This window comes from Pseudomonas sp. BP6 (genome assembly GCF_017875935.1).
In the GTDB taxonomy this organism is placed as follows: domain Bacteria; phylum Pseudomonadota; class Gammaproteobacteria; order Pseudomonadales; family Pseudomonadaceae; genus Aquipseudomonas; species Aquipseudomonas putida_Y.
This window is the reverse complement of record NZ_JAGINI010000001.1, coordinates 1,749,094-1,763,825: the sequence shown is the minus strand read 5'-3', so window position 1 is coordinate 1,763,825 and position 14,732 is coordinate 1,749,094. Positions and strand designations below refer to the sequence as shown.

The following is a 14,732-nucleotide window of genomic DNA, read 5'->3' as shown; positions in this document are numbered from 1 at the left end:
CTACAGGGAAAATACCAGAATGGCGAGCGGTTACAGTCTTTACACGCTCACCTAAACATCCTTACCGTTTCCGTTACAATCCAGAGCGCTATCACAAGCTGCACGCCATGGCTGTAGACCTCCGGGGTCGCTCTACAAATGCATCGAGATCACATTTGGCAGTAATTCTCAACAACGATATAGTGCCACGCTTCCTGCCCTTTTTATCGTGGTCGCGAGCGTGATTGTCGTGCCGACACGCAGTCAGAAGCTGAAACTCTACCTCGCCGAGGATATGGTCCAGGAGGCCTGGTTGCGCGCTTCAACGATGCCAACGTCGGCCGCGTCGCGCTGCCACAGCCAGTGGGCTACCTGTACCGCATCGTGCGCAACCTGTCCTTCGACCTGAACCGCCGTTTCACAGCGGAAAATCGTCATCCGGCGAACGAGGAAACGCTGCAGGGGTTGCCTTCTGAAGCACCCTCGCCAGAATGCGAAGCGTTGTACAGCGATGAACTGCAGCGCCTGGAAGCCGCTCTGGCACGCCTGTCAATACGCTCACGCCACGCCTTCGTCATGCATCGCTTGCACGGAATGACCTTCAAGGATATTGCGCAGCGCCTAGTGTGGTGTTTCGCAAGTAACGCTCATATTTCGATCTAGGCTTTCAGTATCAAAAGTGCCCTGGAGCAACATATGAAAACCGGCCGACCTGCCCCCGATTGAGCTGAGCGACGATGAGTACATCGAACTGATTCGTCGCTCCCGACAGCGTAAAGGCCCTGCTGAATCCCGCATTCGCGCTGAAATCATCTTGGCGTGCGCAGGTAGAGAGTCAGGTACCTCGATCGCCCGCAGGCTCGGCATCGGCGTACACATGGTCTCGCGCTGGCGAGTGCGATTCAGTCGGCTGCGGCTAGATGGTTTAAATGATGAACATCGTTCAGGCCGGCCTCGCAGCATTACCGATGAACAAGTACAGGCCGTGGTCAATCAGGCACTGCAATCCAAACCCGAAGATGCCAGTCACTGGGGCTCTCGCTCGATGAGTCAGGCAACCGGGATTTCTCGCGCCCGCGTCATGCGAATATGGCATGCCTTCTGGCTCAAGCCTAACCTGGAAACGCCTCTTTCACTGGCATCGAAAGGCCGATGACATCTTAGCGAGCGTCGGCCGTGCAGCCGAGGCTGCCAGGCCGAAAAATATGAGCGTTACTTGCGAAACACCACACTAGATCGCAGATCTGCGCCACACCGCCTATTCGCTGAGCGAGCTGGATGAGTGGCGCCTCTCGCCGCGCAGGAACTATCACCTTTGCGCCCTCGCCAGCGAACCGCTGGGCGATGGCCCAACCGGTCCCTGCCTCCGCCGAAGCCCCCAACACCACGGCAACCTTGTCTCTCAACTGCATGGAATTTCCTCTTACCAAGTAGTTTCAACAATCGTCCAATGGCGCCATGAAGTTTCCCGACGTCGAGGATGGCCATGTGTGCAATGCATTTGCTGTTTTAACAGCTTGGCCAGGAACCACTTGTCTGCTGACGCAGTTGCCTTTACGGAAACTGGCGCGTCCAACTTACGCCAGACAGCTGCGAGTGCAGCGCGGGACAACCTCACCGAGTGGCGGCTAACTATGCTTCGCCCTCCTCCAACGAAACGCAGAGCATCGCAGCAGAAACCAGCCGTCGCATGCAACAACAGGCCGCAGAGATCGAGCAGATGGCTTCTGCACTTCAGGAAATGTCGGCGACCGCTCAGGCTGCGGCTGAAAGTGCGGCACAAGCGGCAGACGCTGCGCGTTATGCCGAGTGTGCCACTGGTAATGGCGCAGAGGTGATCGAGCAATCGGCGCAGGATATCAATGCGCTGGCCACAGGGATGACCGAAGCCATGCAGCGTTTGCAATGCTTGGCGGCCAGCAGCGAGCGAATCGGGTCAGTGCTTGAAGTGATTCTGTCAATCGCCCGGCAAACCAATCTGCTCGCGCTGAATGCAGCGATCGAGGCAGCCCGGGCTGGCGATGCCGGACGAGGCTTCGCTGTAGTTGCGGACGAGGTTCGGGCATTGGCCCTGCGCACACAGGCCTCAGTGGGTGAGATTGCCGGGTTTATCGACAACCTCCGCGAAGGTACGCATGACCTGACCCAAGCCATGCAGCAGAGCAATGACCAGGCGCACAGCAATGTCGAACAAACGCTCCAGGCACTCGATGCGCTTGACCAGATTCACCAGGCAGTCTGTACCATTACCGACATGAATACACAGATCGCCTGCGCCGCTGAGCAACAGAGCAGCGTTGCTGAGGAAATCAGCCGAAATGTCGAAGCAGTCAACCAGGTGGTAAGCGCATTGTCAGACCAAGCCGAGCAATCATCTGCCGTCAGCCAGCAATTAAATCATCTTGCCGTTGGTCAGCAGACACTACTCGGCCGGTTTAAGGTTTGAGCCTGGTAATTATGCCGTTCGGCTTTGCTCACCTGTCATTGAGCGCGCTCTGAGCCACAGATAGCAGAAAACCGAACCCGCCCCTGCCGCTGCAATTACCAAGCACATGGGGCGGGGCGAGCCGTCGGCCAAACTCCCTACCAATGCGCTAAATGCCGCACCGAGTGCAAATTGGCTAGCTACCGCAAGCCCAGCTGCGGCACCAGCGTTGGCTGGGAATAGCTTCAGCAAACTTGCCACACAGTTGGCGCCCGTCAAGCCAGTGACACTGACAAACAGCACGACCAGCAGCACGATTCCGGCCAAACCAGGCGCCTCGGTACTTGACATCACCCCCAGCCCGATAGAAGCGACGCTGACGATCGTTGCACCAACGCCAAGCATTGCCTGCGGGCCGAAACGAGTCACCAGACGCGCGTTAATGAGCGTCACTATGATCACTCCGAAAATGTTAAGCCCGAAGAGCCAGCCGTAGCCTTGAGGGGAGACTTCAAAGTACTCAACATACACATACGGCGACGCAGTGATGAAGGCGAACATACCGCCAAACGACAAGCCCATGCACAGGATGTATGCGAGCGCCTGGGAACTCCGCGCGATCTGCCAATAACCTGCCAGGGCGATACCGAGCGTTCCAGCTCGTCGCTCGGCAGGATGAGTCTCGGTTATATAGCGAAAGCTGGCAAGCAGGCATACGGCGGCAAAAGCGAATAACGCGGCAAAGATGCTTCGCCAGCTGTGCAACTGCATCAATACCCCACCTACCAAGGGTGCGACGAGTGTCGCTAACATTGTTACTAGGTGCATGAGCGATAACGTACGTGCTGCCTGACCGATCGAAAAAACATCACGCACTATCGTTCGGGCCAGCACCGACGCAGCAGCTCCACCCAGTGCCTGCAAAAAGCGCCATCCGACCAGTGCTTCGATATTTTCGGCGAACATACAACCAACTGTTGCCCCCAGATACAGTGCCATCCCCCAAATTAGGACCGGCCGCCGTCCGAAGCGATCCGAACAGGGTCCATGAAACAGCATTCCGATGCACAAGCCGGCGAGAAACGCGCCAATGGTGAGCTGGACGCTACTGGCGCTTGCTCCCAGATCAGCCGCAATGGTCGGCAGACTCGGCAGGTACGTGTCGATTGATAGGGGGGCGAACGCCACAAGGGCTGCGAGCAGGACGATCAGGCGACCAGGGTTACTCAACATCTGTGCTCCGTCAGGTGAGATGAATTCGATAACTTCTTAACATTCTGCCTTCAAAACGGCAGAATAGTTAACAATTTAATGACCTCATGATGAGCACTGGCTGGCAGAGCACCACAACAGTATCCAGTTCAGTGGCACGGCGCCGGAGATCCTCCTCACCCGTATCGCCAGCGCTACTCGCAGCATGCGCGTTGGGAGCGGCGGTGTAATGCTGAGCCATTACAGCCCCTATAAAGTGGCGGAGACCTTTGCATTGCTTGGCGGACTTTTTCCTGGTCGGGTGGATCTTGGCATCGGACGCGCACCTGGCGGCGGCACCATGAGCAGCCACGCGCTGGCCATGCCAGGGCGCGTGCCGGATGTCGATCAGTTCCCTGCTCAGGCTGCCATGCTGTGTGCATTTCTGCGAGGCGGCTTCCCCATTGGGCACGGCTATGACGTCCTTACCTTCGATTTGCCGGTCAAGTCGATGCCTTCACTTTGGATGCTGGGCTCTGGCGGGGGAAGTTCCCAACTGGCCGGTCAACTGGGGATGGGCTTGGCGTTGGCGCAGTTCATCACCCCAAATGCCTGCACTCCGCGAATTTTTGACGATCACAGACGGGCATGGCAACGTGCTGGACTTGCCAGCCCTCCTCCCCGTCTTCTAGCAGTCGCGGCTATCTGCGCGAATACGGATGAAGAAGCGCGCTACATCGCCGGCACTGCGGTGTACCGAAAGCTTGGCGCTGGCAAGGCTCCACGCGAGGTTCTCCTCAGCCCAGCCGAGGTGCAGCGACGCTACAGGCAGATGAGCCCAGTTGAACGTGCCAAGTACGATGAAACCTTGGCTGGTATGGTAGTGGGCTCAGCGCAGACCTGCCGGCGCAGGATTAGCGAATTCGCGCGAGATTTCCAATGCGATGAAATTGGCATCGTCACCGTTACCCACCGCTTCGAAGACCGACTACGCAGTTATCAATTGCTGGCGGGAGACCAGCCCTGAGCTTTTGACTGATGAGCCCAGAGCGTGAGCTCAAGGCTCAATGCGTTTTAGCTCGTTAAGCAGTTGCAGTAGTTGTTTGAGCTTATCTTCACCGAATTGCGCCTGAATTCTGCGGTAGTTGGCTTCCATTCCTTCACGCATGGCTTCGAAACTCGCGCGGCCCGAGTGAGTCAGCGTCACGAATACTCGACGTAGATCCTCGGTGCCCTTACGTCTGCACACCAGTCCGTCCCGCTCCAGGCGGCTGAGAACCCCGGTCATGCTCGGCTTTAGGATACAGGCCAAGTGTGCTAGCTGGTGACTTTCCAGCTCACCCTGCTGGTGCAAGATGCGAATAACCCGCCATTGCTGTTCTGTCAGATCGTGCTCATTGAGCAACGGCCGGAAAAATGCCATTGCGGCTTCACGGGCCTGCAGCAAGCTCAGCGTTAATGAAGGGCGAATCTCGGTCATGAGTAAAGCCTGTGCCTTTTGATTCAATCGATAAGATTAGGAGAATCTGACGAGTGCGACAACTGCTGCACTCTATGAAAAGTGCAATCTGTTCCACGGAAAACCCATTTAAGGCCACCCTGCAAGCTGCGAGCATCGCTATCAAACAACGACAATTCTTGCAGGTATCGTCACGTGGCTACCTCACTGCAACTCCGCCTGCCGCTGCCGATACTCGCCTGGTGTAAGGCCCGCATACCGATTGAAGAAACGGCTGAAATAGGCCGGGTCCTTGAAGCCGAGCTGGTAGCAAATTTCATTCACCGAACTGCCGGAGAAAAGCAGCAAGCGCCTGGCCTCCTGCATCAGCCGCTCCAGCACCAGGCGTTTGGATGGCAGATCGGCGACACGCCTGCAAATGTCGTTGAGCCGCGCTTCAGTGACCCCGATCTGTGCTGCATAGCTCGCCAGTGGCCAGTGCTCAAGGTAGTGCGCCTCGATCAAAGCGTTGAAGCGGTGAAATATCTTCAAGTCTTCATGACGGGCCGGAGTTGCCTCGCGCGAGTTGGGACAAAGCCGCAACAAGCTGATCATGATCAGCCGCGTGAGCGATTGCAACGCCGCATCGCGTCCCGGACTAGAGCCGGCGAACTCATCGCTGAGAGCCTCCAGCCATATTTCCAGGCGCCGCGCCTCGGCATGATCCGCCGCCGGCACCTTGGTCAGCGCCACGCAAGCAGGCCGCACCTGCATTCCCGCCGGCAACAGGCTGGCATCTGCCTCGATCAATTGCCAAACCAACTGCTGGCGTACCGTGAGTACATGCCCGTCGCTGTCCGGATCGGTGACGAAAGAGTGAGTCACGGTCGGAGGCGTAAGGAAGAACATCGGCCCCGATTCGATGAACTGCTGGTCGTCCAGATACACCCGCACAGTGCCAGACTTTACGTAGTGCACTTGAAAGAAGCGATCGTGGCGGTGCACCGGCATGTTGCGCCCAAAAAATCCGGCGAGGTTGCCAAGCCGGTCGTGATGCACCTCGCTCTCGCTGTAGCGCTGGTCGTAAACCTGACCGATGTTGATGTTCGGAATGGGATGCCGATTGCTCATTGCTGGTTGTCCGCCAATGACTTGACCCGAGTTGCCAAGGCTCATGGTGCACCCGCCAAGCGGGAGCTACAAGGGAAGCCTTGACCATTGTTAACATATTAACTATAACATTAACACATTAACGATATTCGGAGCAGCAGCCTGCTCCACCACTGCCAGGAGAAAAGCATGAGCCATGCGTTGCATGACGTTGCGAACGGCACCGTGTTCGGCGTTGCGCTGAACTACAACGGTCTGCTAGAGCAGCGTCTGGCCGAGTTCGAAAAGCCGCCGTACAAGCAGGCGCCAGTCAAGCCGGTGCTCTTCATCAAGACGCCGAACACCCGCAATGCCCACGGTCGCAATGTGATCCACCCAGCCGGTGAACGCTTGCAACCAGGTCCAGCCCTGGGCGTGGTGATCGGCAAAGACGCCACCCGGGTGAGTGCCGCCGATGCGATGACCCATGTGGCCGGCTTCACCATCGTCAACGAGTACAGCCTGCCGGAAGACAGCTACTACCGTCCGGCGGTCAAGGCCAAGTGCCGCGATGGCTTCTGCGCCATTGGTCCCGACCTGATCCCGGTTTCCGCAGTCACCGACCCGCACCAGCTGACCCTCAAGCTCTATGTGAACGGCGTCGTGATGCAGGAAAACACTACCGCCAACCTGGTGCGCAGCATTCCGCAGTTGATTGCAGAATTGAGCGAGTTCATGACCCTGCACGCTGGGGATGTACTGATTACCGGCACCCCGGAGGGCCGTGTCGACGTCCATCCCGGTGACCTCGTCGAAGTCGAGATCACCGGCCTTGGCCGTCTGGCCAACACCATCGTTGCAGAGCCGGGGGAGCCAGCATGAAACACGCGCGTATCCGTTATGAAGGCAGCGTCCATGCTGTTACCGTCGAAGCCGACACCACCGTTCGCCTGGCCGACGGTCGAATGCTCGATGAAAGCCAGTTCGAGTGGCTGCCACCGGCAAACGGAAGCATGTTCGCCCTCGGCTTGAACTATGCCGACCACGCCAAGGAGCTCGCCTTCGCTCCGCCCACCGAGCCGCTGGCGTTTATCAAGTCCCCCGGCACCTACACCGGACACAACCAGGTCACCTGGCGCCCGGACAACGTCGAGTACATGCACTACGAGTGTGAGCTGGTTGCTGTCATAGGCAAGCCGGCGAAGAACGTCAAGCGCGAGAACGCCTTGGAGTACGTGGCCGGGTACACCGTGTGCAACGACTACGCCATCCGCGACTACCTGGAAAATTACTATCGCCCCAACCTGCGGGTGAAGAACCGCGACGCCACCACGCCCGTTGGCCCGTGGGTCGTCGACGCAGCCGAAGTGCCAGATGTGAGCAACCTGAAACTACGCACCTGGATCAACGGTGAGCTGAAGCAGGAAGGCACCACGGCGGACATGATCTTCGACATTCCATACCTGATCGAATACTTCTCCAGCTTCATGACCCTGCAACCAGGCGACATGATCGCCACTGGCACGCCAGAGGGCTTGGCCGACGTGGTACCGGGCGACGAAGTGGTGGTGGAAGTGGAAGGCGTCGGACGCCTGGTCAACCGCATCGTCAGCGAAGCTGACTTCTTCAAGAACAACAAGGCATGAGCAGCATGATCAAACATTGGATCAACGGCCGTGAGGTCGAAAGCAAAGACACCTTCGTCAACTACAACCCTGCCACGGGCGAAGCCATCTGCGAAGTCGCCAGCGGCGGCGCCGAGGAAGTGGCTCAAGCTGTGGCCGCGGCAAAGGAAGCGTTCCCCAAGTGGGCCAACACCCCCGCCAAGGAACGTGCCCGCCTGATGCGCAAGCTCGGTGAGTTGATCGACCAGAACGTTCCGAAGCTGGCGGAATTGGAGACCCTCGACACCGGCCTGCCGATCCACCAGACCAAGAACGTACTGATCCCGCGTGCCTCGCATAACTTCGACTTCTTCGCCGAAGTCTGCACTCGCATGGACGGCCACACCTACCCGGTGGACGACCAGATGCTCAACTACACCCTGTACCAGCCGGTCGGCGTGTGCGGTCTGGTGTCGCCGTGGAACGTGCCGTTCATGACCGCCACCTGGAAGACCGCGCCGTGCCTGGCTCTGGGCAACACTGCGGTACTGAAGATGAGCGAACTGTCGCCGCTGACTGCCAACGAACTGGGCCGCCTCGCGGTCGAGGCCGGCATCCCGAATGGCGTGCTCAACGTGATCCAGGGCTACGGCGCCACGGCTGGCGACGCCCTGGTGCGTCACCCGGACGTTCGCGCGATCTCCTTCACCGGTGGCACCGCTACCGGGCGCAAGATCATGCAGACCGCGGGCCTGAAAAAATACTCGATGGAACTGGGCGGCAAGTCGCCAGTGGTGATCTTCGAAGACGCCGATCTGGACCGCGCCCTGGACGCCGCTCTGTTCACCATTTTCTCGCTCAATGGTGAGCGCTGCACTGCCGGCAGCCGCATCTTTATCCAGGAAAGCGTGTACCCGCAGTTCGTCGCTGAGTTCGCAGCCCGCGCCAAGCGCCTGATTGTTGGTGACCCAACCGATCCGAAGACCCAAGTCGGCTCGATGATCACTCAGGCGCACTACGACAAGGTGACTGGCTACATCAAGATCGGCATGGAGGAAGGCGCGCGCCTGGTCGCGGGCGGCCTAGAGCGCCCGGCAAACCTGCCGGCACACCTTTCCAAGGGGCAGTTCATTCAGCCTACTGTGTTCGCTGATGTGAACAACAAAATGCGCATTGCCCAAGAAGAAATCTTTGGCCCAGTAGTCTGCCTTATCCCATTTAAAGACGAAGCCGAAGCGTTGCAACTGGCCAACGACACCGAGTACGGCCTGGCCTCCTACATCTGGACCCAGGACATTGGCAAGGCTCATCGCCTGGCCCGCAGCATTGAAGCCGGCATGGTGTTCATCAACAGCCAGAACGTGCGCGATCTCCGTCAGCCGTTCGGTGGTGTGAAGGGCTCGGGCACCGGCCGCGAAGGTGGACAGTACAGCTTCGAAGTGTTCGCCGAAATCAAAAACGTCTGCATTTCCATGGGTAGCCACCACATCCCGCGCTGGGGCGTGTGACTTTTAACCCAACGCGCCGGGCGGGCCAATGTTCTGACGACAACCTGATCCGCTCAGCGCCGCGGGATTTCCAACAATAAGGAGTCTGATCATGGGTAAAGTGGCCCTAGCGGCAAAGATCACTCACGTGCCCAGCATGTACCTGTCGGAAATCCCTGGCCCTCGCCAGGGATTTCGCCAGGCCGCGATCGACGGGCATTACGAGATCAGCCGCCGCTGCCGTGAGCTGGGTGTGGACACCATCGTCGTGTTCGACACCCACTGGCTAGTCAATGCCAACTACCACATTCTGTGTGGCGAGCACTTCCAGGGGGTATACACCTCCAACGAACTGCCTCACTTCATCAGCAACATGGCCTATGAGTTCCCTGGCAACAAGGACCTGGGCCTGATCTTGAGCGAAGCCTGCAATCGCTTCGGCATCGAGACCATGGCCCACCACGCCACTACTTTGGGGCCTGAATATGGCACCCTTGTCCCGATGCGCTACATGAACCAGGACCAGCACTTCAAAGTGATTTCGGTCTCGGCGCTGTGCACATCGCACTACCTGGCCGACAGCGCCCGTCTCGGCTGGGCCATGCGCAAGGCAGTGGAAGACCACTACGACGGCACCGTGGCGTTCTTTGCCAGTGGCTCGCTTTCCCACCGCTTCGCCCAGAACGGCCAGGCGCCAGACTTTGCCACCAAAGTCTGGAGCCCGTTCCTCGAAACTCTGGATCACCGTGTGGTGAAAATGTGGGAGAACGCAGAATGGGAAGCGTTCTGCGGGATGCTTCCTGAGTACGCGGCCAAAGGCCACGGTGAAGGGTTCATGCACGATACGGCGATGCTGCTGGGTGTACTCGGCTGGTCGAAGTACGACGGTAGGGCTGAGGTGGTGACCCCGTACTTCGGTTCATCGGGTACCGGGCAGATCAACGCTATCTTCCCGATCACGCCTCAGGACGGCTCGGCGATACCGCCTGCGCAAGCAGCAAATCCGGCGGGTGTGGTTTCCACCAGCCGACTCTGACTCATTTGCCAGGCCACCGCTTGGCGGCCTGGTGCCCTCGCCACAAGGAAGCACCTCATGCCACACCTGGTTCTGCTCTACACCCCCGACCTGGAAGCCGATGCCGATATCCCCGGCCTGTGCCGCGCCCTCGCCGACTGCATGCTCGAACAGCACGACGAAACCGGCAAGTCGGTCTTCCCAACCGGTGGAACCCGCGTACTTGCCTACCCTGCCGCCCATTGCGCAGTGGCAGACGGTAACGGCGACTACGGGTTCATGTACGCCAACCTGCGCATGGGCAGTGGCCGAAGCCCCGCCGTACATAAAACGGTCGGCGATAGCCTGCTGCAGGTTTTAAAGCAGCGTCTGGATGCACTGCTGCTGCAGCGGCCGATTGGCATCACCCTGCAGATCGACGAAAGCGCTCAGCAAGTCTATGACGCCAAACACAGCACCTTGCACCCGCTGTTCAATCGCCCGGCCTGATTTCAGGCCGCCCGTTGCTTCATCACACAACAAGTACAAAAAAATGAGCACACTCGAACATGCCTCTCCGGCCCACACTCAGGCCGAACTGGCCGACGCGACCCACCGCGCGGTCACCTGGCGGCTGATGCCGTTGCTGCTGATCTGCTACCTGTTCGCCCACCTCGACCGCATCAACATCGGCTTTGCCAAGATGCAGATGAGCCAAGACCTGCAGCTGTCCGACACGGTCTACGGGCTGGGCGCCGGGCTGTTTTTCATTGCCTATGCATTATTCGGCGTGCCTAGCAATCTGATGCTCGAGCGCATCGGCCCACGCCGCTGGATCGCCACGCTGATGGTGGTATGGGGGGCGCTGTCGGCCAGTATGCTGCTGATCGAGAGCAGCAGCGCTTTCTACCTGCTGCGCTTTGCTCTGGGTGCCGCAGAGGCTGGTTTCTTTCCGGGCATCCTGGTCTACCTCAATCGTTGGTACCCCGCCGGACGCCGAGCCCAGGTCACCGCATTGTTCGCCATCGCCGTGCCGCTTGCCGGGGTGGTTGGCGGGCCGTTGTCAGGGGCGATCCTGTCATTCATGCACGACGCAGCTGGTCTGCGTGGCTGGCAGTGGATGTTCCTACTCGAAGGCGCGCCAGTGATCCTACTGGGCTTGTTGGTGCTGGCTGCACTGCCTGAACGCTTCGAGCTGGTGCACTGGCTCGACGACCGGCAGAAGGCTGCATTGCGCGCCCAGTTCGGCAGCGAAGAGCAGCGCAAAACCGTGACATCCTTGGGCGGCGTCTTTTCCAGCCCGGCGATCTGGCTGCTGGTGGCTGTGTACTGCGCTGTGATGCTGGCAGTCAACACGTTGGCCTTCTGGATGCCCAGCCTTATTCATGGTGCTGGCATCGGCAGCGACGCGAGCGTCGGTATGCTCAGCGCCCTACCTTACCTGGCTGGCTGCGTGTTCATGCTCGCGTGCGGCCGCTCCAGCGACCGCCAGCGCGAGCGCCGCTGGCATCTGTGCGTGCCGCTTCTGATGGCCGCAGCCGGTATCGGCATCACCGGCCTGGCCCCGCAGCAACCTTGGCCAGTATTGGGCGGGTTGGTGTTGGCGGGCATGGGAGCCAGCGCGGCCTTGCCGATGTTCTGGCAGTTACCACCAGCGTTCCTCAATGCTCGCACCCAGGCTGCCGGTATTGCCCTGATCAGTTCACTGGGCAGCATCGCCTCGTTCGCGGCGCCCTATTTCATCGGATGGGTGCGCGACACCACGCAAAGTGCAAGTCTCGCGCTCTACGCGCTCGCCTGCTTCATCACCCTAGGTGGCCTGCTGGTGCTGCGCACCCGGGCCGCCATCGTCAACCCTTGAACACAGAGATTGTCACCATGCTTGATAACGCTTTCATCCAGCAGGCCGCCGAACGCCTCGACCAAGCAGAGCGCTCGCGCGAGCAGATCCGCCAGTTCTCCATTGAGCAGCCAGCGATTACCATCGAAGACGCTTACGCCATCCAACGCGCCTGGGTAGCCAAGAAGATCGCTGCTGGCCGCAAGCTGGTAGGACACAAGATCGGCCTGACCTCACGCGCCATGCAGGTATCTTCGAACATCACCGAACCCGACTATGGCGCCCTGCTCGACGACATGTTGTTCGACGAAGGAAGCGACATCCCCTTTGATCGTTTCATCGTGCCACGGGTAGAGGTAGAGCTGGCGTTCATCTTGGGCAAACCACTCAAGGGCCCCAACGTCACCGTTTTCGATGTAATGGAAGCCACTGAGTGGGTGATCCCGGCACTGGAGATCATCGACGCCCGTATCCAACAAGTCGACCCGCAGACCCAAGTCACCCGCAAGGTGTTCGACACCATCTCCGACAACGCCGCCAATGCTGGTGTGGTCATGGGGGGGCGGGCAGTGCGCCCCACAGACATAGACCTGCGCAAGGTGCCGGCTGTGCTGTACCGCAATGGCGTGATCGAGGAGTCCGGTGTGAGTGCCGCGGTGCTCAACCACCCAGCCAAAGGTGTCGCCTGGCTGGCCAACAAACTGGCGCCGTACGACGTCACCCTGCAGCCTGGCCAGATCATTCTCGGTGGTTCGTTCACTCGCCCTGTAGCCGCTCGTCCTGGAGACACCTTCCACGTCGACTACGACATGCTTGGCTCAATCGCCTGCCGCTTCATCTGAGGACTGACCATGGACATGCCTATCAACCATTTCAAAAAACGCCTGCGCAGCGGCCAGGCTCAGATCGGCCTATGGCTCGGCCTGGCCGATGCCTATTGCGCCGAACTGGCCGCCAATGCCGGCTTCGACTGGCTGCTCATCGATGGTGAACATGCACCCAACGACCTGCGCGGCATGCTCGCGCAGTTACAGGCAGTGGCGCCCTACCCTAGCCAGGCCGTGATACGTCCAGTGGTCGGCGATACCGCATTGATCAAGCAAGTGCTGGATATAGGTGCTCAAACCCTTCTGGTACCGATGGTCGAAAGCGCCGAGCAGGCGCGGCAACTGGTCAAAGCCGTGCACTACCCGCCGACCGGCGTACGAGGCGTGGGCAGTGCATTGGCGCGGGCGTCGCGCTGGAACAGCATCGCCGGCTACTTGGACCACGCGGACGCGCAGATGTGTCTGCTGGTGCAAATAGAGAACAAGGAAGGCCTAGCCAACTTGGACGAAATCGTCGCAGTGGACGGGGTCGATGGCGTGTTCATCGGCCCTGCTGACCTCAGTGCTGCCCTGGGCCACCGTGGTAATCCAGGGCACCCTGAAGTGCAGGCAGCGATCGAAGATGCCATTGTGCGCATCGGTAAGGCCGGTAAAGCGGCAGGCATTCTCAGCGCCGACGAGAAGTTGGCTCGTCGTTATATCGAACTGGGTGCAGCCTTTGTCGCAGTCGGCGTCGATACCACCGTGCTCATGCGCGGACTGCGGGACTTGGCGGGCAAGTTCAAGGATACACCTGCGGTGAACAGTACCGGCGACGGTGTCTACTAAGTCTTCGCTACCACTGAAAACGACAACGGCGCCCGATAGGCGCCGTTGTCGTTCAAGGCCATTCTCACATCTGGATTATGGCTTTGAGGACGGTCTTGAAGGTATCCAACTGCTCTGCACTGAATTGCCCGAACACCTTATCCTGCTGCTCCTGGGCAATGCCCCACAACGCTTCGGTTTCATCCACCCCTTTTTCAGACAGCCGCACACGGCCGTCGTCGTCAGCGATCAACCCCTTGCGCTTGAGGTTGGCTACGGCCTCTTCGATCTCACGCACGGGCATCGCCACTTCGCGCTGCAGGTCGCTCACGCTGAGTCCAGCATCGTTCTCCAGCACCATCAACATGCGCGCTTCGCTAGTGCGCAGGCCGGTGCACAATTGGCGTGGCTGATAGTCGGCTTGGTAGGCACGCAAGGCCTGAGTCATCAGGTAGTACAGGTTGTGCTGCAGACGACCCTGGAAGTGACTGCTCGGCGCCTGCCCTTCGGCCCGTTGGGTCATGCGGGTGTGCGGAAGCACCATCGAGTAAGCACCTTGGTGATACAACAGCGGCGAGCGACCGAAGTCATCGAAGGCCACAACCTTACCGACCAGAATCCAGTGATCGCCGCCGTCCAGTTGCTGAAACTTTTCACACTGGAAGCGCGCCGAACAGTCGGCGAACAGCGGCGCACCACCGGCCCCCTCCTCGTAGTCAATGCCGGCGAAACGATCTTCCTTGGGACGCGCGAAATTGTTGGACAGGTCGATCTGATCAGCCGCGAGGATGTTCACAGCAAAATGTGAAGCTTCCTCGAAAACCTCGTGGCTGGTGGAACGTTTGTCGATGCTCCAGAGAATTAGTGCAGGGTCCAGTGACACCGAGTTAAAGCTGTTAGCTGTGACGCCAACTTTGCGGCCACTCGGCCCGGCTGCGGTGACCACGGTCACGCCAGTAGCAAAATTACCCAAGGCACGGCGGAAGGCACGGGTATCGAAATCGGTCACAGAGGTTGAATTGGACATGCAAGACTCCCGGGCAGGCCGAAC

The 14,732-nt window shown here is 59.3% G+C and carries 15 protein-coding genes and 1 pseudogene; 12 read left to right on the top strand and 4 right to left on the bottom strand.

Annotated features, from left to right (window positions below):
* The first annotated feature begins 363 nt into the window (after window positions 1-363).
* The 3 genes and pseudogenes from J3A98_RS08125 to J3A98_RS08115 all read left to right on the top strand — a co-directional run bounded on the left by J3A98_RS08125 (window position 364) and on the right by J3A98_RS08115 (window position 2,425).
* Window positions 364-642 carry a sigma factor-like helix-turn-helix DNA-binding protein gene (locus J3A98_RS08125; protein WP_348635614.1) on the top strand — a complete coding sequence of 93 codons (279 nt, stop codon included), beginning with the start codon at window positions 364-366 and terminating at the stop codon, window positions 640-642.
* A gap of 49 nt (window positions 643-691) precedes the next feature.
* Window positions 692-1,102 (top strand): annotated as a pseudogene (locus tag J3A98_RS26840) (helix-turn-helix domain-containing protein); the annotation flags it as partial.
* Window positions 1,103-1,669: 567 nt separating this feature from the next.
* On the top strand, window positions 1,670-2,425 hold the full coding sequence (locus J3A98_RS08115) for a methyl-accepting chemotaxis protein (RefSeq protein WP_209965205.1): 756 nt from the start codon (window positions 1,670-1,672) through the stop codon (window positions 2,423-2,425).
* Between the two features lie 9 nt (window positions 2,426-2,434).
* On the opposite strand, the gene J3A98_RS08110 is transcribed toward J3A98_RS08115, so the two are convergent.
* Complete coding sequence (locus tag J3A98_RS08110; protein ID WP_209965203.1) at window positions 2,435-3,637, bottom strand: Bcr/CflA family multidrug efflux MFS transporter; 1,203 nt, start codon at window positions 3,635-3,637, stop codon at window positions 2,435-2,437.
* 100 nt (window positions 3,638-3,737) lie between these two features.
* Here J3A98_RS08110 and J3A98_RS08105 point away from each other — a divergent pair, with 100 nt between their 5' ends.
* Window positions 3,738-4,622 (top strand): MsnO8 family LLM class oxidoreductase, encoded by an 885-nt coding sequence (locus J3A98_RS08105; protein WP_209969772.1) that lies wholly within the window; start codon window positions 3,738-3,740, stop codon window positions 4,620-4,622.
* A gap of 30 nt (window positions 4,623-4,652) precedes the next feature.
* Here J3A98_RS08105 and hpaR read toward each other — a convergent pair whose 3' ends face one another.
* Both hpaR and hpaA read right to left on the bottom strand, forming a co-directional pair.
* Window positions 4,653-5,075, bottom strand: coding sequence for a homoprotocatechuate degradation operon regulator HpaR (gene hpaR / locus J3A98_RS08100; protein WP_176684719.1), 423 nt, complete (start codon window positions 5,073-5,075; stop codon window positions 4,653-4,655).
* 183 nt (window positions 5,076-5,258) lie between these two features.
* Window positions 5,259-6,164 (bottom strand): 4-hydroxyphenylacetate catabolism regulatory protein HpaA, encoded by a 906-nt coding sequence (gene hpaA, locus J3A98_RS08095; protein WP_209969769.1) that lies wholly within the window; start codon window positions 6,162-6,164, stop codon window positions 5,259-5,261.
* Between the two features lie 168 nt (window positions 6,165-6,332).
* Between hpaA and J3A98_RS08090 the strand changes: the two genes are divergently transcribed.
* The 8 genes from J3A98_RS08090 (at window position 6,333) to hpaI (ending at window position 13,702) form a co-directional block, all read left to right on the top strand.
* On the top strand, window positions 6,333-7,004 hold the full coding sequence (locus J3A98_RS08090) for a fumarylacetoacetate hydrolase family protein (protein ID WP_176684720.1): 672 nt from the start codon (window positions 6,333-6,335) through the stop codon (window positions 7,002-7,004).
* The gene (locus J3A98_RS08085; RefSeq protein WP_209965201.1) at window positions 7,001-7,768 is read left to right on the top strand and encodes a fumarylacetoacetate hydrolase family protein; all 768 of its coding nucleotides are present in this window, start codon (window positions 7,001-7,003) and stop codon (window positions 7,766-7,768) included. The genes J3A98_RS08090 and J3A98_RS08085 overlap by 4 nt, the downstream gene beginning before the upstream one ends.
* Window positions 7,769-7,773: 5 nt before the next feature.
* On the top strand, window positions 7,774-9,234 hold the full coding sequence (gene hpaE, locus J3A98_RS08080; RefSeq protein WP_176684752.1) for a 5-carboxymethyl-2-hydroxymuconate semialdehyde dehydrogenase: 1,461 nt from the start codon (window positions 7,774-7,776) through the stop codon (window positions 9,232-9,234).
* Between the two features lie 91 nt (window positions 9,235-9,325).
* Window positions 9,326-10,249, top strand: a complete 924-nt coding sequence (hpaD, locus tag J3A98_RS08075) for a 3,4-dihydroxyphenylacetate 2,3-dioxygenase (protein ID WP_176684722.1) — start codon at window positions 9,326-9,328, stop codon at window positions 10,247-10,249.
* Between the two features lie 57 nt (window positions 10,250-10,306).
* Complete coding sequence (locus tag J3A98_RS08070) at window positions 10,307-10,717, top strand: 5-carboxymethyl-2-hydroxymuconate isomerase (RefSeq protein WP_176684723.1); 411 nt, start codon at window positions 10,307-10,309, stop codon at window positions 10,715-10,717.
* A gap of 43 nt (window positions 10,718-10,760) precedes the next feature.
* Window positions 10,761-12,068, top strand: a complete 1,308-nt coding sequence (locus J3A98_RS08065; RefSeq protein ID WP_176684724.1) for an MFS transporter — start codon at window positions 10,761-10,763, stop codon at window positions 12,066-12,068.
* 17 nt (window positions 12,069-12,085) lie between these two features.
* Window positions 12,086-12,889 carry a 2-oxo-hept-4-ene-1,7-dioate hydratase gene (hpaH, locus tag J3A98_RS08060; protein WP_176684725.1) on the top strand — a complete coding sequence of 268 codons (804 nt, stop codon included), beginning with the start codon at window positions 12,086-12,088 and terminating at the stop codon, window positions 12,887-12,889.
* A gap of 9 nt (window positions 12,890-12,898) precedes the next feature.
* On the top strand, window positions 12,899-13,702 hold the full coding sequence (gene hpaI / locus J3A98_RS08055) for a 4-hydroxy-2-oxoheptanedioate aldolase (RefSeq protein ID WP_209965200.1): 804 nt from the start codon (window positions 12,899-12,901) through the stop codon (window positions 13,700-13,702).
* Window positions 13,703-13,766: 64 nt separating this feature from the next.
* On the opposite strand, the gene J3A98_RS08050 is transcribed toward hpaI, so the two are convergent.
* A complete protein-coding gene (locus tag J3A98_RS08050) occupies window positions 13,767-14,708 on the bottom strand; it encodes a p-hydroxyphenylacetate 3-hydroxylase reductase component (protein WP_176684727.1) in 942 nt (313 codons plus the stop codon).
* Between the last annotated feature and the right edge of the window lie 24 nt (window positions 14,709-14,732).

What these genes read in the sequence shown, in the direction of transcription:
- hpaE (WP_176684752.1), top strand. Translation starts at nt 7,774, where the DNA reads ATGATCAAACATTGGATCAACGGCCGTGAGGTCGAAAGCAAAGACACC.
- hpaA (WP_209969769.1), bottom strand. Translation starts at nt 6,164, where the DNA reads ATGAGCAATCGGCATCCCATTCCGAACATCAACATCGGTCAGGTTTAC.
- J3A98_RS08050 (WP_176684727.1), bottom strand. Translation starts at nt 14,708, where the DNA reads ATGTCCAATTCAACCTCTGTGACCGATTTCGATACCCGTGCCTTCCGC.
- hpaI (WP_209965200.1), top strand. Translation starts at nt 12,899, where the DNA reads ATGGACATGCCTATCAACCATTTCAAAAAACGCCTGCGCAGCGGCCAG.
- hpaD (WP_176684722.1), top strand. Translation starts at nt 9,326, where the DNA reads ATGGGTAAAGTGGCCCTAGCGGCAAAGATCACTCACGTGCCCAGCATG.
- J3A98_RS08085 (WP_209965201.1), top strand. Translation starts at nt 7,001, where the DNA reads ATGAAACACGCGCGTATCCGTTATGAAGGCAGCGTCCATGCTGTTACC.
- J3A98_RS08070 (WP_176684723.1), top strand. Translation starts at nt 10,307, where the DNA reads ATGCCACACCTGGTTCTGCTCTACACCCCCGACCTGGAAGCCGATGCC.
- hpaH (WP_176684725.1), top strand. Translation starts at nt 12,086, where the DNA reads ATGCTTGATAACGCTTTCATCCAGCAGGCCGCCGAACGCCTCGACCAA.
- J3A98_RS08090 (WP_176684720.1), top strand. Translation starts at nt 6,333, where the DNA reads ATGAGCCATGCGTTGCATGACGTTGCGAACGGCACCGTGTTCGGCGTT.
- J3A98_RS08110 (WP_209965203.1), bottom strand. Translation starts at nt 3,637, where the DNA reads ATGTTGAGTAACCCTGGTCGCCTGATCGTCCTGCTCGCAGCCCTTGTG.
- J3A98_RS08065 (WP_176684724.1), top strand. Translation starts at nt 10,761, where the DNA reads ATGAGCACACTCGAACATGCCTCTCCGGCCCACACTCAGGCCGAACTG.
- hpaR (WP_176684719.1), bottom strand. Translation starts at nt 5,075, where the DNA reads ATGACCGAGATTCGCCCTTCATTAACGCTGAGCTTGCTGCAGGCCCGT.
- J3A98_RS08115 (WP_209965205.1), top strand. Translation starts at nt 1,670, where the DNA reads ATGCAACAACAGGCCGCAGAGATCGAGCAGATGGCTTCTGCACTTCAG.